Origin of the sequence: Modestobacter marinus (assembly GCF_011758655.1) — a bacterium.
GTDB lineage: Bacteria > Actinomycetota > Actinomycetes > Mycobacteriales > Geodermatophilaceae > Modestobacter > Modestobacter marinus.
Window position 1 is genome coordinate 3148602 of record NZ_JAAMPA010000001.1, and the last position, 19826, is coordinate 3168427.

Below are 19826 nucleotides of genomic sequence, written 5' to 3' on the forward strand. Positions count from 1 at the left end.
CCCACGGGCGCCGCTGGGCCGACCGGCCCGGCTGGGCAACACGGTCTGGGAGGTCCACAGTGACGGTACGGGTCGGGATCAACGGGTTCGGTCGGATCGGCCGCAACTTCTATCGGGCGGTCGCCGCCAGCGGGGCCGACGTCGAGGTCGTGGCGGTCAACGACCTGACCACCCCCGAGACGCTCGCGCACCTGCTCAAGTACGACAGCATCCTGGGCAAGCTCGCCGAGGACGTCTCGGTCGTCGGTGACGGCATCAAGGTCGGCGGCGCCACCATCAAGGTGCTGGCCGAGCGCGACCCGGCCAACCTGCCCTGGGGCGAGCTGGGCGTCGACGTCGTCGTCGAGTCCACCGGCTTCTTCACCAAGGCCGACGACGCCCGCAAGCACGTCGACGCCGGTGGGGCCAAGAAGGTCATCATCTCGGCGCCGGCCACCGGCGACGACCTGACGATCGTCATGGGCGTCAACCACGAGCAGTACGACGGCTCGCAGACGATCATCAGCAACGCGTCCTGCACCACCAACTGCCTGGCCCCGCTGGCCAAGGTGCTCAACGACGCCTTCGGCATCGAGCGTGGCCTGATGACCACGATCCACGCCTACACCGCCGACCAGAACCTGCAGGACGGCCCGCACAAGGACATGCGCCGCGCCCGCGCCGCCGCGCTGAACATCGTCCCCACCTCCACCGGTGCGGCCAAGGCGATCGGCCTGGTGCTGCCGGAGCTGAAGGGCAAGCTCGACGGCTACGCCCTCCGCGTCCCGGTGCCGACCGGCTCGGCCACCGACCTCACCGTCACGCTGTCCCGCGAGGTCACCGTCGAGGAGGTCGACGAGGCCTACAAGGCGGCGGCCGCCGGCCCGCTGGCGCCGTACCTGGTCTACACCGACGCGCCGATCGTCTCCTCCGACATCGTCACCGACCCGGCCTCGTGCATCTACGACGCCGGCCTGACCAAGGTGTTCGGCAACCAGGTCAAGGTCGTCGGCTGGTACGACAACGAGTGGGGCTACTCCAACCGCCTCGTCGACTCCGTCGTGCTGGTCGGCAGCAAGCTCTGATGCGGTCCGTCGACGAGCTCATCGCCGACGGGGTGTCGGGTCGGCGCGTGCTGCTGCGCGCCGACCTGAACGTCCCGCTCGACAAGGACAGCGGCGCGATCACCGACGACGGCCGGATCCGGGCGAGCCTGCCCACGATCACCGCGCTCCGCGAGGCCGGTGCCCGGGTCCTCGTCGCCGCGCACCTGGGCCGCCCCAAGGGCGAGCCCGACCCGCGGTACTCCCTGGCCCCGGTCGCCGCCCGGCTCGGTGAGCTGCTCGGCACCGAGGTGCCGCTGGCCACCGACGTCGCCGGCCCCGACGCCACGGCGAAGGCCGCGGCGCTGGGCGACGGCGAGGTGCTGATGCTGGAGAACGTCCGCTTCGAGGCGGCCGAGACCAGCAGGGACGACGCCGTCCGCGGCGAGCTGGCCGACCGGCTGGCCGGGCTCGCCGAGCTCTACGTCGACGACGCGTTCGGCGCGGTGCACCGCAAGCACGCCTCGGTGTTCGACGTCGCCGAGCGTCTCCCGCACGCGGCCGGCCGGCTGGTCGCCCGCGAGCTGGAGGTGCTCACCCGGCTCACCGAGAGCCCGGAGCGGCCCTACGTCGTCGTGCTCGGCGGCTCCAAGGTCAGCGACAAGCTCGGAGTGATCGAGGCGCTGCTGCCCAAGGTCGACCGGCTGCTCATCGGTGGCGGGATGACCTACACCTTCCTGGCCGCCCAGGGCCACGAGGTCGGGACGTCGCTGCTGGAGGCCGACCAGGTCGACAGCTGCCGGCGCCTGCTCGCCGAGGCCGGCGACCGGATCGTCCTGCCGGTCGACGTCGTCGTCACCCCGGAGTTCAGCGCCGACGTGCCCACCCGGGTGCTGCCGGCCACCGAGATCCCGGCCGACGAGATGAGCCTGGACATCGGGCCGAAGAGCGTCGAGCTCTTCACCGAGGCGCTCGCCGGTGCGCGCACCGTGTTCTGGAACGGGCCGATGGGCGTGTTCGAGCTGGCCCCCTTCCAGGGCGGCACCCGTGGGGTGGCCCAGGCCGTCGGCGCGATCGACGGGCTCTCCGTCGTCGGCGGCGGCGACTCCGCGGCCTCCGTGCGCCAGCTCGGACTGGACGAGGCGGCCTACGGTCACATCAGCACCGGCGGCGGCGCGTCGCTGGAGTACCTCGAGGGCCGGGAGCTCCCCGGGCTCGCGGTGCTCGCGGACTGAGGGGGCGACGATGGCACGCACCAAGCCCCGGCCGCCCCGGGAGGGCCGCCGTCCGCTCATCGCGGGCAACTGGAAGATGCACCTGACCCACCTCGAGGCGATCGGGCTGGTGCAGAAGCTGGCCTTCTCGCTGACCGAGCCGCAGCTGGAGGACGCCGAGGTCGTCGTCGTCCCGCCGTTCACCGCGCTGCGCAGCGTGCAGACGCTGGTGGCCGGCGACAAGCTGGAGATCGGGTACGGCGCGCAGGACGTCTCGGCGCACGACTCCGGCGCCTACACCGGTGAGGTCAGCGGGGCGATGCTCGCCGCGCTGGCCTGCCGGTACGTGCTGGTCGGCCACTCCGAGCGGCGCACGCTGCACGGTGAGGACGACGCGGTGGTCGCCGCCAAGGTGCAGGCGGCGCTGCGGCACGGCCTGGTCCCGATCCTGTGCGTGGGGGAGGGGCTGGACGTCCGCCGGGCGGGCACCCACGTCGCGCACTGCACCGACCAGCTCGACCGGGCGCTGGAGGGCATCCCCACCGAGCAGCTCCAGGAGCTGGTGGTCGCCTACGAACCGGTGTGGGCGATCGGCACCGGCGAGGTGGCGACGCCGGATGATGCGCAGGAGGTCTGTGGGGCGCTGCGGGCACGGCTCGCCGAACGTCACGGCCCGGAGACGGCTGCCGCGATCCGTATCCTCTACGGGGGATCGGTCAAGGCCGCCAGCACCGGCGGCATCCTCGCCGGGCCGGACGTCGACGGTGCACTCGTCGGCGGGGCCAGCCTGGACGCCGACGAGTTCGCACAGATCTGTCGTACCGCTGCCGGTGGGAGCTGACCGCCGCCGGCACTGACCGGGCGGAGCAGCACCCACGTTGAGGCACAGCAGTTGAGGAACGGCACCACACGGCGACCGGCCGCCCAGCGCACCCCCCGGGGAGCAGGGCGGTCGGTCGTCGTCGTGGTCCTGACCGCGCTCCTGGCGGTGCTCACCGGGTGCGGCAGCGACAACAGCGGGGTGGCCGGCGTGCCGACCGTGGCGGCGGAGGCCGGCAGCGGCGTCGAGGGCGTGCGAGCCCCCTCGGCGGAGACCGGCGGCACCCTGCGGCTGGTCACCGGCGAGATCGACAGCCTGGACCCGCAACGCTCCTACATGCCGTCGGTGTGGAACCTGATGCGGCTGTACACCCGCACCCTGGTCACCTACTCCGCCGAGCCCGGCAGCACCGACGAACTGGTCGCCGACCTCGCCACCGACCTCGGCACCAGCACCGACGGCGGCCGCACCTGGACGTACACCCTGCGCGAGGGCGTGCGGTTCGAGAGCGGCCGGCCGATCACCTCCCGCGACGTGAAGTACGGGATCGAGCGTTCCTTCGCCTCCGACGTGGTCGTCGGTGGGCCCACCTACGTCGTCGACCTGCTCGACGACCCGGCGGACCCCTACGCCGGCCCCTACCAGGACGAGACCGCCGACCGGCTGGGGCTGGCCTCGATCGAGACCCTCGACGACCGGACGATCGTCTTCCGGCTCACCAGCCCGGCGCCGGACTTCCCCTTCGTCATGGCGCTTCCCTCGAGCAGCCCGGTGCCGGTGGAGAGCGACACCGCCGGCGACTACGGCGCCCGCCCGGTCAGCTCCGGCCCCTACCTGATCACCTCGGTGGACCCGGTGGCCGGGATCGTGCTGTCCCGCAACCCGCAGTGGGACCCGGCCACCGACGAGGTCCGCACCGCCCTGCCGGACCAGGTGGTCGTGCGCACCGGCCTGTCCGGTGTGACCCGGGACCAGGCCCTGCTGGCCGGGTCAGCCGACGCGGACCTCTCCGGGACCGGCGTGCAGCAGGCCACCACCAGCCGGCTGGACGACGAGGACCTGGCCGGGCGGATCGACGACGTCACCACCGGCACGGTGCGGCTGCTGGCGCTGCCGATGACGGTGGCCCCGATGGACGACCCGTCCTGCCGGGCCGCGGTGACCGCCGCCGTCGACCGCTCGGCCGTGCAGCAGGCCCTGCAGGGGGCCGGCAACGCCGTGCGGACCTCGGTGCTCTGGCCGCGCGCGGTCGCCGGCGCCCCCGAGGAGTCCGACCCCCGGCCGGACCTGGCCGCGGCCCGGGCGGCGCTGGCCGCGTGCGGCCGGCCCGACGGCTTCAGCACCGTGCTGGCCGTGCCCGACGTGCCGTCCAGCGTCGAGGTGGCCGACGCCATCGCGGCCGACCTGGCGGAGGTGCAGATCGACGTCGAGGTCCGTCCGCTGGACCCGGCCACCTACTACGCGACCGACGTCGGCAACCCCGACGCCGTGACCGCGGCGGGCTACGGGATGGTGCTGGCCACCTGGACCGCGGACTTCCCGACCTCGGCGTCCTTCCTGCTCCCGCTGGTCGACGGGCGGTCGATCCGCCGGGTCGGCAACACGAACTACGCCCACCTGGACGACCCGGCGGTCAACGGGCTGGTGGACACCGCTCGGGCGGCGACCGACCCGGCCGCGGCCGCCGACGCCTGGCGCCAGGTCGGGTACGCGGTGCAGGAGACGTCGGCCTACGTCCCGCTGGTGGAGAACCGGGTGCAGTTGCTGGCCGGCCAGCGGCTGCGCAACGGCGTGGTCATGCAGCCCTACGGGGGCTACGACGTGGCGACGGCCGGAGTCCGCTGACCGGCGCAGGCTGAGCCGGCCCCCGCGCCCCGTCGGTTAGGCTGGACCGTCGAGAGCCCCCGACCGACGGGTGCGAGCCCACCCACCCGTGTGTACGGGACAGGAGACCAAGAACGATGGAGTTGTTCCTCAACGTCCTGCTGGTGCTCACCAGCCTGCTGCTGATCGTGCTCATCCTGCTGCACCGCGGCAAGGGCGGCGGCCTGTCCTCGATGTTCGGTGGCGCGGTGTCCTCCCAGCTGTCCGGGAGCTCGGTGGTGGAGAAGAACCTCAACCGGCTGACCGTCTTCGCCGGTGTGCTGTGGGCCGTCTGCATCGTGGCGCTCGGCATCCTGCTCAAGATCTGAGGCGCGTCCTCTCCCTCGTCGGCTCTGCCCGGGGAGGGGTGGTCCACCCCCGCGGGACCGGCGTGGTCCTGGTTCTCCCGGTACGCACGCATGCGAACGATCCCATCGCGGAACCGGGTCGTGTCGGAACACAGGGTGTCCACATCGTGACCCAGAACCGGCTGGTCCGGCCCTAGACTGCCCCCGCGGTGATCAACTCAGTCACCGCGACGTGGCAGCGATCAGGGGGGCCGCTCGTGGCTGGTGGGAACGCGATCCGGGGGAGCCGGGTCGGTGCGGGACCGATGGGTGAGGCCGAACGTGGCGAGGTGGCGCCTCGGAACAGGATCGGCTTCTGGTGCGCGAACAACCACGAGTCGCGGATCGCGTTCGCGACGGACGTCGACGTCCCGGAGACCTGGGACTGCCCGCGGTGCGGGCTCCCGGCCGGGACCGACCAGCAGAACCCGCCGCCCGCGCCGCGGACGGAGCCGTACAAGACGCACCTGGCCTACGTCCGGGAGCGCCGGTCGGACGCCGACGGTGACGCGCTCCTGGAGGAGGCGCTGAGCCGGCTGCGCGCCCGCCGCGGCGCCTGACCGAGCCGCACTCCACCCGACGTCGGGGCGGTGCCGGGACCGGGCCAGGTCAGCAGGACGGGAAACGGCCCGGTCACCCCATGAGCAGCTGGGGTGACCGGGCCGTCGCCGTCTGCAGGAGCGGGACGGTCCTCAGGCGCGGGGGAGCCGGCTGGCCGCTGCAGCGTCCAGCAGCCACCGGGTGGCCTGCTTCCCCTGCGCCCCGGCGGCCGGGAGATCGACCGGCTCGGCGCCGCCGAGCGCCCGGGCGACGGCCTCGGCCTTGCCCTCGCCGCTGACCAGCAGCCAGACCTCCTCCGCCGCCGTGATCGCGGGGAAGCCGAGGCTCACCCGGGTCGGGGGCGGCTTCGGGCAGTCGCGCACCGCGACCACCGGACGGTCGTCGGTGGCGGCCGGGGAGTCGGGGAAGATCGAGGCGACGTGCCCCTCCGGCCCCATGCCCAGCAGCAGGACGTCGATGCGCGGCATCGTCCGGCCCTCGCCAGCAGCGGTGGCGAGCTGCTCGGCGTACCAGGCTGCGGCCTCCTCCGGCTCGTCGAAGCCGGCGTCGGAGGAGGGGATCGGGTGCACCCGCTCCGGGTCCAGCGCCACCTTGCTCAACAGCGACTCCCGGGCGCCGAGCTCGTTGCGGTCGGGGTGGTCGACCGGCACGAACCGCTCGTCGCCCCACCAGACGTCCACGGCGCCCCAGTCGACGACGGCGTGCTCCGGCTCGGCGGCCAGGGCGGCGACCCGCTCCAGCACCGCCGTCCCGATGCCGCCGCCGGTGAGCACGACCGACGCCGTCCCGTGCACGGCCTGCGCGGCGGCCAGCCGGGCCACCAGCGCGGAGGCCACGGCGCGGGCCAGGTGGTCGGCGTCGGGCTGCACGACCACGTCCGGGGTCGGCCGCCCGGACTCGGACAGGGCCTGGTCGACCTGGTCACCGGGGGAGCTGTGGGTCATCGGGTGCGCGCCTTCCTGGTCGGTGCACGGCCGCCCGCCGCCGGCGGGGCGGCGGGGGACTGCACGACCGCCTGCTCGTCGGAGTCGTCGGCGGGGGAGTCGTGCTCGCCGCTCTCGGCCACCTCGTCGGCGTCGGCCGAGTCGGCGGGCACCGTGGGGGCCGGGGTGGCCGCCGACGCCGCAGGGGAGGCGCTGGGAGGTGTGCCGCCCCCGTTGCCGTTGGCCGGCTCGGAGGTCTGCTGCGGCCGCATGGGGTCGTACCAGACGTGGTCGCGGCAGGCCGGGCGATCCGACAGGCCGGCCGCGCCGGTCACCGCCTCCAGGGCCTCGCTGTAGGGCTCGTCGGAGTCCAGCCGGCGCAGCTCCTCGCCGATGAGCTCACCGAGACTGCGGTCGGGCAGCGCGACGATGGCCTCCGGGCGGAACGGCTGGTTGATCACCGCGCCGCCCTTGCGGTCGTCCTGCACCCGGACGACCTCGTCCTGGTCCAGCCGGAGCTCGACGCTGTCGATGCCGGCGGACCCGGGCACCCGTGGGGTGGGGACGACCGGGATGTCGCAGCCGCACCGGGAGGACAGCCAGCCGGCGACCAGCTGGGCGGTCGCGCTCTCCGGGTCTCCCTCGACCTGCCCACCCCGGACGCGCACGGAGTCGCCACGGCGCCCGGACACCGAGTCCAGGGTCGAGGCCAGGGTCGCGCGCCACGGGGTGCTGCGCGTCCACGCCAGGTCGGTGTCACCTGGCGCGTAGTCGTGCGCCCGGGTCCGCAGCGCGGCGATCGGGTCGGCGGCCATGGCGGAGTCGGTGATCCGGCGGTCGGCGATCACGCCGAGGGCGTCCCGGGCGATCTGCTCCGGCGGCGCCTCGTGCCACCAGGTGACGACGGGGGCGTCGGCGGCCAGCAGCGGCAGCACGACGGACTCCGCGTGCAGCCCCAGCCGGCCGTACATCCGCATGACGACGGCCTCGCCCGGCCCCAGCCGGCCACCGATCTGCACCTCGGCGTCCAGCCGCGGCACCGGCGCCTCCACCTGGCGGCGCACCACGATCAGCAGCCGGCAGGGGTGCACCTCCGCCGCGGCGGACGCTGCCTGCTCGGCCTCGGCGACCCGGCCCTCGTCGGCGACGACCACCAGGGTCAGCGCCACCCCGCTCATCACGGCGCCGCCGGTGCGGCGCTGGGCGGCCAGTTCCTTGACCACCGCGGATCCGGTGGTGTCCCACAGCGTGGTCATGAGATCCCCTCCTGAGGGGTGGCGCGGGCGGTGGGGGAGTCGCTGCTCACGGTCGCCGCCACTGCCGGCCGTCGGCCTCGAGCATGGCGTCGGCGGCCCGCGGGCCCCACTCGCCCGCCCGGTACGGGTGCGGCTCGGTGGACGCCCAGTAGGCCTCGAGGGGGTCGATGACGGCCCAGGAGGCCTCCACCTCGGCGTTGCGGGGGAAGAGCGTGGCGTCGCCGAGCAGCACGTCGAGCAGCAACCGCTCGTACGCCTCCGGGCTCGCCTCGGTGAACTGCTCCCCGTAGAGGAAGTCCATCGCGACGTCGCGGACCTCCATCACGCTGCCCGGGACCTTCGAGCCGAACTTCAGCGTCATGCCCTCGTCGGGCTGCACCCGGATGACGAGCTGGTTGTGCCCGAGCTCCTCGGTGTCGGTCGGGGCGAAGGGCAGGTGCGGAGCCCGCTTGAACACCAGCGCGATCTCGGTGACCCGGCGGGGCAGCCGCTTGCCGGTGCGCAGGTAGAACGGCACGCCGGCCCAGCGGCGGGTCTCCACGCCGAGCCGGACGGCGGCATAGGTCTCGGTGGTGGAGTCGCCGGCCACGCCCTCCTCCTGGCGGTAGCCGATCGCGCGCTGGCCGGCCAGCCAGCCCTGCTCGTACTGGCCGCGGATGGCGAACTGGACCATGTCCTGCTCGTCGGGGACGGAGACCGCGCGCAGCACCTTGAGCTTCTCGGTGCGGATCTCCTCCGCGGAGAACTCGACCGGCTCCTCCATGGCGGTCAGGGCCAGGAGCTGGAGCAGGTGGTTCTGCAGGACGTCGCGGGCGGCGCCGGTCTTTTCGTAGAACCCGGCCCGCCCGCCGATGCCGACGTCCTCGGCCATGGTGATCTGGACGGAGTCGACGTGGTGGCCGTTCCAGATGGGCTCGAAGAGCGAGTTGGCGAAGCGGAGGGCCAGCAGGTTCTGGACCGTCTCCTTGCCCAGGTAGTGGTCGATCCGGAAGACGTCGTCGGCGGTGAACACCGAGTCGACCAGCTCGTTCAGCTCGCGGCTCGAGGCCAGGTCGGTGCCGAAGGGCTTCTCCACCACGACCCGGCGCCAGCGGTCCATGCTGCTCTCGGCCATCCCGGTGCGCTGCATCTGCTTCAGCACGGTGGGGAACAGCGCCGGCGGGATGGACAGGTAGAAGGCGGCGTTGCCGCCGATGCCGTGGCTGCCCTCCAGCTCGGCCAGGTTGCTGGCCAGCTCGTCGAAGGCGTCGTCGTCGTCGAAGGAGCCCTGGACGAACCGGACGCTGTTCGCCAGCCGCTCCCACACCTCCTCGCGCCACGGGGTGCGTGCGTGCTCGCGCGCGGCCGAGCGGGCCAGCTCGGAGAACTCCACGTCGCCCCAGTCGCGGCGGGCGAAGCCCAGCAGCGCGAAGTTGGTGGGCAGCAGGCCGCGGTTGGCCAGGTCGTAGACGGCGGGGAGGAGCTTCTTGCGCGAGAGGTCCCCGGTGATCCCGAAGACGACCAGGGCGCAGGGTTCGGGGACCCGGGGCAGCCTCCGGTCCCGTGGGTCGCGCAACGGGTTGGTGGGCATCGTGTCCGTCCTCGATCAGCTCGCTGGGTGCCGCCGTCCGGTGCGGCGCCGGACCGGACGGCGGCGGTGCTCAGGTGGTGGGGTCGTGCTGACGGGGGGCACGGTGCGCCGTGCCCCCCGTCGGTCCCTGCAGGCGCCCGCCGCGAGCTGGCGAGCGGTGGGGGAGCAGGGGTCCTACCTCAGGCCTTGTCCTGCAACTGCTCCTGCACCGAGCCGGTCAGTTCGTCCCAGGCGTCGACGAACTTCTGCACGGCCTCGTCCTCGAGGACGCGGAACACGTCGTCGAGGTCGACGCCGGCGTCGGCCACCGACTGCATGACCTTCTCGGCATCCGCGTAGGCCGACTGCACCGGGGTGCCGGCCTGGCCGTGGTCGGCGTAGGCCTGCATCGTCTTCTCCGGCATCGTGTTCACCGTGTCCGGGGCGATGAGCTCGGACAGGTAGAGGGTGTCGGAGTACTCCGGGTTCTTCACCCCGGTGGAGGCCCACAGCGGGCGCTGCTTGCTCGCGCCCTTGGCCTCCAGGGCCTTCCAGCGGTCGGAGGAGAAGACCTCCTCGTAGGCCTGGTAGGCCAGCTGGGCGTTGGCGACGCCGGCCTTGCCCTTGAGCGAGGCGTCCGCGCCGCTGGCGTCCAGCCGCTTGTCGATCTCGGTGTCCACGCGGGACACGAAGAACGACGCCACGGACTCGATGCCCTCGAAGGAGGCGTCCGGGTCCTCGGCCAGCCGCTGCTCGAGGCCGGAGAGGTAGGCGTCCATGACGGCCTTGTAGCGCTCGAGGCTGAAGATCAGGGTCACGTTGACGCTGATGCCCTTGGCGATCGAGGTGGTGATCGCCGGGAGGCTCGCCAGCGTGGCCGGGATCTTGATGAAGAGGTTCGGCCGGTCGACGAGCCACCACAGGTGGGCGGCCTCGGCGGCGGTGGCGTCCTCGTCGTGCGCCAGGCCCGGCGCGACCTCGAGGGAGACCCGGCCGTCGCGGCCGGTCCGGGCCGCGACCGGGGCGAGCAGGTCGCAGGCGTCGCGGACGTCGGCGGCCGTGATGGTGCGCAGCGCCTCCTCGACGCTGACCTTGCGGACGGCCAGCGCGTGCAGCTGGTCGTCGTAGGACTTCGAGCCGCTGATCGCCGCCGCGAAGATGCTCGGGTTGGTGGTGACGCCGACGACGCTCTGCTCGTCGACCAGCGACTGCAGGTTGCCGCTGCGGATGCGGTCCCGGGAGAGGTCGTCGAGCCAGACGGCGACCCCCGCCTTCGACAGCTGTGCCAGGTTCTCGTTCTGGGCCATCTCATGCCCTCCTGTCGGTGTGTGTTCTCCGGCCCCGGTGCCCTCCACGACGCGCGGAGCACGTTGTGGAGGGCACCAGGGTCCTTGCGTCAGTGGTCGGCGGTTGCGTCGGAGCCGAAGACCCCGCCGCGGGAGACGCCGGCGCCGCTCGGCGGGGTGGCGCCGGAGGCAGCGGCCTGGATGCTCTCCTGTGCGGCGGCCACGACGGCCTCCGCGGTCAGCCCGAACTCCTCGTAGAGCGTGGAGTAGGACGCGCTGGCGCCGTAGTGGTTGAGGCCGACGATCCGGCCGGCGTCGCCGACGAACTCGCGCCAGCCCATGGGCACCCCGGCCTCGACGCTGACCCGCGCGCGGACCGAGGGCGGCAGCACCTGGAGGCGGTACGCCTCGTCCTGCTCGGCGAACCACTCCCAGCAGGGCAGGGAGACGACGCGGGTCGGCACGCCCTGGGCCTCGAGCTGCTCGCGGGCGGCCACCGCGATCTGCACCTCGGAGCCGGTGCCCATGAGCACCACCTCCGGCTGGCCGTTGGAGGCCTCGGCCAGCACGTAGCCGCCCTTGGCCGTGCCCTCGGCAGAGGCGAACTCGGTGCGGTCCAACACCGGCAGGTTCTGCCGGGACAGCGCCAGCCCGGCGGGCCGGTCGTTGTGCTCGAGGATCGTGCGCCAGGCGACCGCCGTCTCGTTGGCGTCGGCCGGGCGGACGAAGTCCAGCCCGGGGATGGCGCGCAGCGCGGCGTAGTGCTCGATCGGCTGGTGGGTCGGGCCGTCCTCGCCCAGGCCGATCGAGTCGTGGGTCCACACGTAGGTGACCGGCAGCTGCATGAGTGCGGCGAGCCGCACCGCACCGCGCATGTAGTCGGAGAACGTGAGGAAGGTGCCGCCGTAGACACGGGTGCCACCGTGCAGCGCGATGCCGTTCATGACCGCGCCCATGGCGTGCTCGCGGACACCGAAGTGCAGCGTGCGGCCGTAGGGGCCACCGGTCCACATCTTGGTCTGGCGGCTGGCCGGCAGGAACGACGGCTCGCCCTTGACCGCGGTGTTGTTGCTCTCGGCCAGGTCGGCCGACCCGCCCCACAGCTCGGGGAGCTCGGGGTACAGGGCGGCGAGGACCTCACCGGAGGCCTTGCGGGTGGCGACGCCCTTGGGGTCGGCGTCCCAGGACGGGAGCTTCTCCGCCCAGCCCTCGGGGAGGGTGCGGGTGCTCATCCGCTCCAGCAGGGCGGCGCCCTCGGGGTTGGCGGAGGTCCAGGCGTCGAAGCGCTGCTGCCACTCGGTGTGCGCCTGCTGGCCCCGGGCGATCGCCTTGCGGGTGTGCTCGATGACCTCGGAGGAGACGTCGAAGGACTTCTCCGGGTCGAAGCCGAGGATCTCCTTGGTCGCCTTGACCTCGTCGTCGCCGAGCGCCGAGCCGTGCACGGCGCCGGTGTTCTGCTTGTTCGGCGACGGCCAGCCGATGACCGTGCGCAGCACGATGATCGAGGGGCGGGTCGTCTCGGCCTTGGCAGCGGCGAAGGCGGCGTCGACGGCGGCCAGGTCCTCGCCGTCGTCCACGTGCTGGACGTGCCAGCCGTAGGCGGCGTAGCGGGCGCCGACGTCCTCGGTGAAGGCGACGGTGGTGTCGTCCTCGATCGAGATCTTGTTGTCGTCGTAGACCAGGACGAGGTTGCCCAGCTCCTGGGTGCCGGCCAGCGAGGACGCCTCGCCGCTGACGCCCTCCTCCAGGTCACCGTCGGAGGCGAAGGCCCAGACGGTGTGGTCGAACAGGCTCTCGCCCTCGGGGGCGTCGGGGTCCAGCATGCCGCGCTCGCGGCGGGCGGCCATCGCCATGCCGACCGCGTTGCCGACGCCCTGGCCCAGCGGGCCGGTGGTGGTCTCGACGCCGGCGGTGTGCCCGACCTCGGGGTGGCCCGGGGTCTTGGAGCCCCAGGTGCGCAGCGCCTGCAGGTCCTCGAGCTCCAGGCCGTAGCCGGCCAGGTAGAGCTGCACGTAGAGGGTGAGGCTGGAGTGCCCCATGGAGAGCACGAAGCGGTCGCGGGCAGCCCAGTTCGGGTCGCTGGGGTCGTGCTTGAGCCACTTCTGGAACAGCAGATAGGCGACCGGGGCCATGCTCATCGCGGTGCCGGGGTGGCCGTTGCCGACCTTCTGCACCGCGTCCATGGCCAGGACGCGCGCCGTGTCGATGGCCGCGCGGTCCAGGTCGCCGAAGCCCTCGGGGAGGGTCGGCTCGGGCTGGCGGGGCGAGCCGGTGGAGGAGTCGGTGGCAGCCTCGGCGGGGGCCTCGGCTGCGGTGCTCTTGGTTCCGTTGTCGCTGGTCATGTGGCGCTCGGAGCTCCCTCGGGGATCGGTCGGTGTCGGACCCGCCCGGGGGCGCGGGGGCGATCTCACCCCGGGCGGACGACGATGCACACCACGGCCGCCCCGGTCGGCGCGGTCGGAGGTCGTGAGCGTGGGCGCGCCGTCGTCCTCGACGTCCGCCCTACCCGCATCACGCGCAGAGTCAACGTGATCAAACCCTAGTGGTGTCCGGCAATTCCCCGTAGGTGGGCCGGGCTACAGTGGTCGGGCTACCCCATCCCCGGCGGAGAAGGACCTCGTGGTGCCCTGCTGCCCGCGCGACGCCGCGCCTCTGGGCCCCCGGTGACGGCGATCGCCGACCGCGCCGTGAGCCGGCCCCGGCCACTGCGGTCCACCGGCGGGACGGTCGCCGCCTACGTGTCGCTGACCAAGCCGAAGCTCGTCGAGCTGCTGCTGGTCACCACGCTGCCGGCGATGATGCTCGCGGCCGGGGGCTGGCCGGGCACCGGCCTGGTCGTCGCCACCCTGGTCGGCGGCATGCTCGCCGCCGGGGCCGCCAACACGATCAACTGCTGGTACGACCGGGACATCGACCGGCTGATGTCGCGCACCCGCGACCGGCCGATCCCCAGCGGGGTCATCGCGCCGCGCAACGCGCTGGTCTTCGGTGTCCTGCTGGCGTGGGTCTCGCTGATCCTGCTCGGCCTGTTCACCACGCCGCTGGCCACGGCCCTCGCGGCCGCCGCGGTGCTGGCCTACTCGGTGCTCTACACGATGGTGCTCAAGCGCCGGACCAGGCACAACACAGTCTTCGGTGGGCTGCCGGGTGCCGCGCCGGTGCTGATCGGCTGGGCCGCGGTCACCGGTTCGCTGGACTGGCCCGCCTTCGTCTTCTTCGGCATCGTCTTCTGCTGGCAGATGCCGCACTTCTGGGCGCTGGCCAGCCGGTTCCGCTTCGACTACTTCCGGGCCGGGGTGCCGATGCTCTCGGTGGTCGCCGGGCCGGTCACCGTGGGGCGCCAGTCCGTGGCCTGGGCCTGGGGCACGCTGGGCACCTCGCTGCTGATGGTGCCGGCGACGCCGCAGCTGGGCTGGGTCACCGGCCTCGCCACGCTGGGCCTGGGCGCCTGGTACGTCGCGGAGTCGCACGCTTGGCTGCGGCGGATCAAGGCCGGCGTCCCGGACCGTCCGATGCGGCTGTTCTCGGTGTCGATCACCTACATGACGCTGCTGTCGATCGCCCTGGTGGCCGACGTCCTCGTCTGACGGTCGCCCTGCCCGACGGTCGCCCTGCCTGGCGGTCGCCCTGCCTGGCGGACGCGTTGCCTGGCGGTCGCCCTGCCTGGTGGCCGACGTCCTCGTCTGACGGACGCGCTGCCTGACGGACGCGCTGCCTGACGGACGCGCTGCCTGACGGACGCGCTGCCTGACGGACGCGCTGCCTGACGGACGCGCTGCCTGACGGACGCGCTGCCTGACGGACGCGCTGCCTGACGGGTCGTGCTGCCTGACGGACGCGCTGCCTGACGGGTCGTGCTGCCTGGCGGGTCGCGCTGCCCGAGGGACGCGCTGTCGGTTCGGCCGTCCTCTCTGGCGGCCCGGACTGCCGCGCCACGGCTGTGCTGCGCGATCTGAGGCCCGGCCGACGGCCGCGGCCGACGCGCGAGGCCGGCCAGGACCGTGGCACGCGGCATGGGCTGGCCCACCGCGGTGCAGGTGGGGACTGTGCGGCCGGTGCCCGCTTCGCCGGGTAGGTGGGCAGCAGGCGCACATCGCCGGGCGCTTGGCGCGTGGGAGCACGGAGCAGCGCGGGGGTGGTCGGAGCAGGCGGCACTGTGCGCTGGGTGTCCGGAGCAGCCGGGCACTGTGCGCTGGGTGCCCGCTTCCCGCAGAGGTGGGCAGTGGGCGCACATTGCCGTGCACGCCGCGCGGGTGGCCGCGAGAGCGAACGACGCGGGGCGCCTGAGCGGCGTGCGGCGGGTGCGACGCGAACGGGGGGCGCGTCAGCGGGTGGCGCGCGGGGGGGCGCCACGCAGGAGGTGACGGCGCCGCACCCTTGTCAGCGGGTGGCGCGCTCGCGGGTGGGGGTGGCCGCCACGGGGAGCTCGGACGCTGGGCCGCGGACCGACCAGGCCAGCCGGGCGGTGTAGACGACGATCAGCACCGCGCCGGCCATGTGCAGCAGCACCAGCAAGGCGGGCAGGTCGGTGAAGTACTGGACGTAGCCGATGACCCCCTGGGCCAGCTCGACGATCAGCAGGTCCCGCGCGGCCCGGCGCACCCGGCCGGGGGAGTCGGTGGCGTGCAGCCCGACCAGCAGCGCGATGGTCAGCCCGATCAGCAGGAAGACGGCGTCGGCGTGCAACTGGCTCATCAGCTCCGGGTCGAGACCGGTGCGCCCGGCCTCCGGGTCGCCGCTGTGCGGCCCGCTGCCGGTGACCACGGTGCCCAGCACCTGCACGGCGGCCACGGTGGCGGCGACCCCGGTGACCAGCAGGGCGAACGGCCGCCGGACCACCAGCTGACCGACCCCGGGCTCGCGCGACCGCAGCCACAGGATCGTGGCGATGGCCACCAGCACGCTGGAGACCAGGAAGTGTGCGGCGACCGTCCACGGGTTCAGCCCGGTCAGCACGGTGACCCCGCCCAGCAGCGCCTGCGCCGGGATGCCGAGCAGGCCGAGCACGGCCAGCCGGCGCAGGTCGCGGCGCGCGGAGCGGAACACCGCCACCACGGTGGCGAACGCCACGGCCACCAGCACGAAGGTCAGCAGCCGGTTGCCGAACTCGATCAGCCCGTGGCCGGCCAGCTCCGCCGTGGGGCGGATGCTCCCGTCGGTGCACTCGGGCCAGGTCGGGCAGCCGAGGCCCGAGCCGGTCAGCCGGACCGCACCGCCGGTCACCACGATCACCCCGTTGGCGACCACGTTGGCCAGCGCGATGCGCGAGACGGTCGACGGGCTCACCGAGGCTGAGCGCACCGACGCGGGAAGAACCGACACGCTCCCGATGCTACTTATCTCGGTGCCCGCGCCGCCCGGCCCGATCAGCCGTCCGGCGGCCCGCGCCACGAGCGTGCAGCCCCGCGCCGAGAACCCGGCGATCCGTGGGCAGCGACCGCCGTGGGCCTGTGTGCACCGCCACATCGACACGAGAGGCGGCCATCTCCGATGACCAGTGGTTTCCCCGGCGGCTCCTTCGGGGGCAGCCCGTTCGACGACTTCTTCTCCGCCTTCCTCGGCGGCCCCGGCGCGCGGCGCGGCATGCAGCGGGTGGACATCACCCAGCTGCTCAGCGAGCACTCCCGTGAGGTGGTCACCACCGCGGCACAGCAGGCCAGCGAGTGGGGCAGCGCGGACCTGCACACCGAGCACCTGCTCTGGGCGCTGGCCGGCCACGAGCCGACCCGCACCCTGCTCGACCGCGCCGGGGCCGACCCGGAGCAGCTGCGCCAGCAGCTGGCCGGCCTGCTCCAGCAGGGCGAGCCGACCGGTCAGCCGGTGTCGCTGAGCCCGGCCACGAAGCGGACGCTCCTGGACGCCCACCAGGTGTCCCGGGCCAGCGGCTCGACCTACATCGGCCCCGAGCACCTGCTGTTCGCGCTGTCGGTGAACCAGGACTCCGGTGCCGGCCGTCTGCTGGGCGGCGCCCGGGTCACCCCGGAGGCGCTGCAGCGGGCCGCGGCCGGCGGGCCCAGCGCGGTCCGGGGCGGCGGGGCTGGTGGCGAGCAGCCGCCGTCCTCCACCCCGACCCTCGACGAGTTCGGACGCGACCTCACCCAGCTGGCCCGGGACGGGAAGATCGACCCGGTCATCGGCCGGGCGCAGGAGATCGAGCAGACGATCGAGGTGCTCTCCCGCCGGACCAAGAACAACCCGGTGCTTATCGGGGAGGCCGGCGTCGGCAAGACGGCGATCGCCGAGGGCATCGCCGCGCAGATCGCCGAGGGCGACGTCCCCGAGTCCCTCCGTGGTCGCCGGTTGGTCGAGCTGGACCTCACCGGACTGGTCGCCGGCACCCGGTACCGCGGTGACTTCGAGGAGCGGCTCAAGAAGGTGATGGACGAGATCCGCGAGCACAGCGACGAGGTCATCGTCTTCATCGACGAGCTGCACACCGTGGTCGCCGCCGGCGGGTCGGAGGGATCGGCCGGGGCCGGCAACATCCTCAAGCCGGCGCTGGCCCGCGGGGAGCTGCACATCGTGGGCGCGACGACGCTGGAGGAGTACCGGCGCAACGTCGAGAAGGACCCGGCGCTGGAGCGGCGCTTCCAGCCCGTCCTGGTCCCCGAGCCCAGCACGCAGGACACCATCGCGATCCTGCGTGGGCTGCGGGACCGCTACGAGGCGCACCACCAGGTCCGGTTCACCGACGAGGCGCTGGTCGCCGCCGCCGAGCTGTCCGAGCGGTACGTCACCGACCGGCACCTGCCGGACAAGGCGATCGACCTGATCGACCAGGCCGGTGCCCGCACCCGGCTGCGCGTCAAGCGGCCCACCACCGACCTGCGGGCGCTGGAGCAGGAGGTGCAGCGGCTGCACCGGGAGAAGGACCAGGCGGTCGCCGCCGAGCAGTACGAGCGCGCCTCGACGCTGCGTGACGAGTGCAAGGCGGCGCAGGCCGAGCTGGACCGCGCCCGCTCCGGTGGGGACGCCGGCATCCCCGAGGTCGGCGTCGCCGAGATCGCCGAAGTCGTCTCCCGGGCGACCGGCGTGCCGGTGGCCCAGCTGACCGAGGAGGAGCGCGACCGGCTGCTGCGCCTGGAGGACGTCCTGCACCAGCGGGTGGTCGGCCAGGACGAGGCCGTCGAGGTCGTCGCCGAGGCGATCCGCCGTTCGCGGGCGGGCCTGGGCGACCCGGACCGGCCCATCGGCAGCTTCCTGTTCCTCGGCCCGACCGGGGTCGGCAAGACCGAGCTGGCCCGGGCGCTGGCGGAGGCGCTGTTCGGCGACTCCGACCGGATGACCCGGCTGGACATGAGCGAGTTCCAGGAGCGGCACGCGGTCAGCCGGCTGGTCGGCTCGCCCCCCGGCTACGTGGGGTACGAGGACGCCGGTCAGCTGACCGAGGCGGTGCGGCGCCGTCCCTACTCGGTGGTGCTGCTCGACGAGGTGGAGAAGGCGCACCCGGACGTGTTCAACACGCTGCTCCAGCTGCTGGACGACGGCCGGCTGACCGACTCGCAGGGCCGCACGGTCGACTTCACCAACACCGTCGTGATCATGACCAGCAACCTCGGGTCGGAGGCGATCGTCAACGCCGGCCGGGGCCCGCTGGGCTTCACCGCCCACGGCAACGCGGGCGACGACCTGCGCGACCAGGTGATGCGGCGGCTGCGGGACGCCTTCCGGCCGGAGTTCCTCAACCGGATCGACGAGATCGTCGTCTTCCGACAGCTGGAGGCCGAGCAGCTGGCGCGGATCACCGACCTGCTGCTGGACGAGACCCGGCGACGGCTGTCCGCCCAGGACGTCGCCATCGAGTTCACGCCGGAGGCGGTGGCCTGGCTGGCCGAGCGGGGGCACGAGCCGCAGTTCGGGGCTCGGCCGCTGCGCCGGGCGATCCAGCGGGAGGTCGACAACCGGCTCTCCCGGCTGGTGCTCGGCGGGCAGTTGGGGGCCGGCCAGCGGGTGACCGTCGACGTCACCGACGGGGAGCTGGACCTGCAGGTGGCCGCGGGCGACCGGGCCACCGACGCGGAGGCCCCGGCGGCGATGTGACCTGCCTCTCGGGGAGCCCGCAGGTAAGGACGGCCTTGCTTGCGGGCTCCCCGATTAAGCACACAATCGTGTTGTGGAATCCGCTGCGGCCCGAGCCGCCGTCCCCCAAGCCGGTGCGCCGGCCGAGGACGGACGCACCCGTGACCGGGTGAGCAGCCTCCTCCTCGAGCACGGTCCGCAGACCGCCGCCGAGCTCGCCGGCCGGCTGGGGATCTCCCCGGCCGCCGTACGCCGGCACCTCGACGGCCTGGTGGCCGCAGGTCGGGTCACCGAGCGTGAGGCGCCCGGCGGCCAGCGGGGGAGAGGGCGCCCGGCCCGCCGGTTCGCCCTGACCGACGCCGGCCGCGAGTCCTTCCCGCACGCCTACGACGACCTGGCGCTCACGGCGCTGCGCTTCGTCGCCGAGCACGGCGGGCCCGAGGCCGTCCGCGCCGTCGCCGAGCAGCAGCTCTCCGGGCTGGCGCAGCGGTGCTCCACCGCCGTGGAGTCCGCGATCGAGCAGGCGGAGCCGGGCTCCGAGGACGTCGACCGCGCGCAGGTGCTCGCCGTCGCGCTGACCGCCGAGGGCTACGCCGCGACCGCCTCGGCGATCTCCAGCGGCGGGCAGCTGTGCCAGCACCACTGCCCGGTCGCCCACGTCGCGGCCGAGTTCCCGCAGCTGTGCGAGGCTGAGACCGCGGTGATCAGCCGGCTGGTCGGCACCCACGTGCAGCGGCTGGCCACGATCGCCCACGGCGACGGCATCTGCACCACCCACATCCCCGCGCAGCTCGCCCTCCGGGCCGGGCTCCGCGCCGGGAACAAAGCCACCTCTGCACGCCCTGTACCTGCTGGTCGCGCCACGGCCTCGGAGCACCCGACCGCCGGCGCCAGCACTCGCACCACCCCCTCGATCGACCGGGAGAGGACCCCCGCATGACCAGCACCCAGCAGCCGGCAGTGAGC

General features: G+C 73.6%; 15 protein-coding genes. 9 read left to right on the forward strand and 6 right to left on the reverse strand.

What is annotated here, in order from left to right; all coding sequences use genetic code 11:
- Positions 1 to 59: 59 nt before the first annotated feature.
- The 6 genes from gap (at position 60) to FB380_RS14805 (ending at position 5826) form a co-directional block, all read left to right on the forward strand.
- Positions 60 to 1064, forward strand: a complete 1005-nt coding sequence (gene gap / locus FB380_RS14780; protein ID WP_166755696.1) for a type I glyceraldehyde-3-phosphate dehydrogenase — start codon at positions 60 to 62, stop codon at positions 1062 to 1064.
- A complete protein-coding gene (locus FB380_RS14785) occupies positions 1064 to 2257 on the forward strand; it encodes a phosphoglycerate kinase (RefSeq protein ID WP_166755697.1) in 1194 nt (397 codons plus the stop codon). Before gap ends, FB380_RS14785 begins: the two co-directional genes overlap by 1 nt.
- Positions 2258 to 2267: 10 nt before the next feature.
- Positions 2268 to 3077: a triose-phosphate isomerase gene (gene tpiA, locus FB380_RS14790; protein ID WP_166755698.1), complete on the forward strand. Its 810-nt coding sequence runs from the start codon at positions 2268 to 2270 to the stop codon at positions 3075 to 3077.
- A gap of 123 nt (positions 3078 to 3200) precedes the next feature.
- Positions 3201 to 4901 (forward strand): ABC transporter substrate-binding protein, encoded by a 1701-nt coding sequence (locus FB380_RS14795; protein WP_229681894.1) that lies wholly within the window; start codon positions 3201 to 3203, stop codon positions 4899 to 4901.
- Between the two features lie 116 nt (positions 4902 to 5017).
- The gene (secG, locus tag FB380_RS14800) at positions 5018 to 5248 is read left to right on the forward strand and encodes a preprotein translocase subunit SecG (protein WP_166755699.1); all 231 of its coding nucleotides are present in this window, start codon (positions 5018 to 5020) and stop codon (positions 5246 to 5248) included.
- A 236-nt stretch (positions 5249 to 5484) separates the two neighbouring features.
- Positions 5485 to 5826, forward strand: coding sequence for an RNA polymerase-binding protein RbpA (locus FB380_RS14805; protein WP_166756341.1), 342 nt, complete (start codon positions 5485 to 5487; stop codon positions 5824 to 5826).
- A gap of 132 nt (positions 5827 to 5958) precedes the next feature.
- Here the strand turns inward: FB380_RS14805 and pgl are convergent, their stop codons facing one another.
- The 5 genes from pgl to tkt all read right to left on the reverse strand — a co-directional run bounded on the left by pgl (position 5959) and on the right by tkt (position 13183).
- Positions 5959 to 6771, reverse strand: a complete 813-nt coding sequence (gene pgl / locus FB380_RS14810) for a 6-phosphogluconolactonase (protein WP_166755700.1) — start codon at positions 6769 to 6771, stop codon at positions 5959 to 5961.
- A complete protein-coding gene (locus FB380_RS14815) occupies positions 6768 to 8006 on the reverse strand; it encodes a glucose-6-phosphate dehydrogenase assembly protein OpcA (protein WP_166755701.1) in 1239 nt (412 codons plus the stop codon). The genes pgl and FB380_RS14815 overlap by 4 nt, the downstream gene beginning before the upstream one ends.
- 46 nt (positions 8007 to 8052) lie before the next feature.
- On the reverse strand, positions 8053 to 9576 hold the full coding sequence (gene zwf / locus FB380_RS14820) for a glucose-6-phosphate dehydrogenase (RefSeq protein ID WP_166755702.1): 1524 nt from the start codon (positions 9574 to 9576) through the stop codon (positions 8053 to 8055).
- A gap of 179 nt (positions 9577 to 9755) precedes the next feature.
- On the reverse strand, positions 9756 to 10862 hold the full coding sequence (gene tal, locus FB380_RS14825; protein ID WP_166755703.1) for a transaldolase: 1107 nt from the start codon (positions 10860 to 10862) through the stop codon (positions 9756 to 9758).
- An 89-nt stretch (positions 10863 to 10951) separates the two neighbouring features.
- Complete coding sequence (gene tkt, locus FB380_RS14830; RefSeq protein WP_166755704.1) at positions 10952 to 13183, reverse strand: transketolase; 2232 nt, start codon at positions 13181 to 13183, stop codon at positions 10952 to 10954.
- 321 nt (positions 13184 to 13504) lie between these two features.
- Here tkt and FB380_RS14835 point away from each other — a divergent pair, with 321 nt between their 5' ends.
- Positions 13505 to 14428, forward strand: coding sequence for a heme o synthase (locus FB380_RS14835; protein ID WP_166755705.1), 924 nt, complete (start codon positions 13505 to 13507; stop codon positions 14426 to 14428).
- 793 nt (positions 14429 to 15221) lie between these two features.
- Here the strand turns inward: FB380_RS14835 and FB380_RS14840 are convergent.
- Positions 15222 to 16127 (reverse strand): COX15/CtaA family protein, encoded by a 906-nt coding sequence (locus FB380_RS14840; RefSeq protein WP_166755706.1) that lies wholly within the window; start codon positions 16125 to 16127, stop codon positions 15222 to 15224.
- 204 nt (positions 16128 to 16331) lie between these two features.
- On the opposite strand from FB380_RS14840, the gene FB380_RS14845 reads away from it, so the two are divergent.
- Both FB380_RS14845 and FB380_RS14850 read left to right on the forward strand, forming a co-directional pair.
- Positions 16332 to 18881: an ATP-dependent Clp protease ATP-binding subunit gene (locus tag FB380_RS14845; RefSeq protein ID WP_166755707.1), complete on the forward strand. Its 2550-nt coding sequence runs from the start codon at positions 16332 to 16334 to the stop codon at positions 18879 to 18881.
- Between the two features lie 148 nt (positions 18882 to 19029).
- Positions 19030 to 19800, forward strand: coding sequence for a helix-turn-helix transcriptional regulator (locus tag FB380_RS14850; RefSeq protein ID WP_229681896.1), 771 nt, complete (start codon positions 19030 to 19032; stop codon positions 19798 to 19800).
- The last annotated feature ends 26 nt before the right edge of the window (positions 19801 to 19826 follow it).

Bases quoted from the DNA above. Each gene is read 5' to 3' on its own strand.
- FB380_RS14785 (WP_166755697.1), top strand. From the start codon at position 1,064: ATGCGGTCCGTCGACGAGCTCATCGCCGACGGGGTGTCGGGTCGGCGC.
- tpiA (WP_166755698.1), top strand. From the start codon at position 2,268: ATGGCACGCACCAAGCCCCGGCCGCCCCGGGAGGGCCGCCGTCCGCTC.
- secG (WP_166755699.1), top strand. From the start codon at position 5,018: ATGGAGTTGTTCCTCAACGTCCTGCTGGTGCTCACCAGCCTGCTGCTG.
- pgl (WP_166755700.1), bottom strand. From the start codon at position 6,771: ATGACCCACAGCTCCCCCGGTGACCAGGTCGACCAGGCCCTGTCCGAG.
- FB380_RS14815 (WP_166755701.1), bottom strand. From the start codon at position 8,006: ATGACCACGCTGTGGGACACCACCGGATCCGCGGTGGTCAAGGAACTG.
- zwf (WP_166755702.1), bottom strand. From the start codon at position 9,576: ATGCCCACCAACCCGTTGCGCGACCCACGGGACCGGAGGCTGCCCCGG.
- tal (WP_166755703.1), bottom strand. From the start codon at position 10,862: ATGGCCCAGAACGAGAACCTGGCACAGCTGTCGAAGGCGGGGGTCGCC.
- tkt (WP_166755704.1), bottom strand. From the start codon at position 13,183: ATGACCAGCGACAACGGAACCAAGAGCACCGCAGCCGAGGCCCCCGCC.
- FB380_RS14845 (WP_166755707.1), top strand. From the start codon at position 16,332: ATGACCAGTGGTTTCCCCGGCGGCTCCTTCGGGGGCAGCCCGTTCGAC.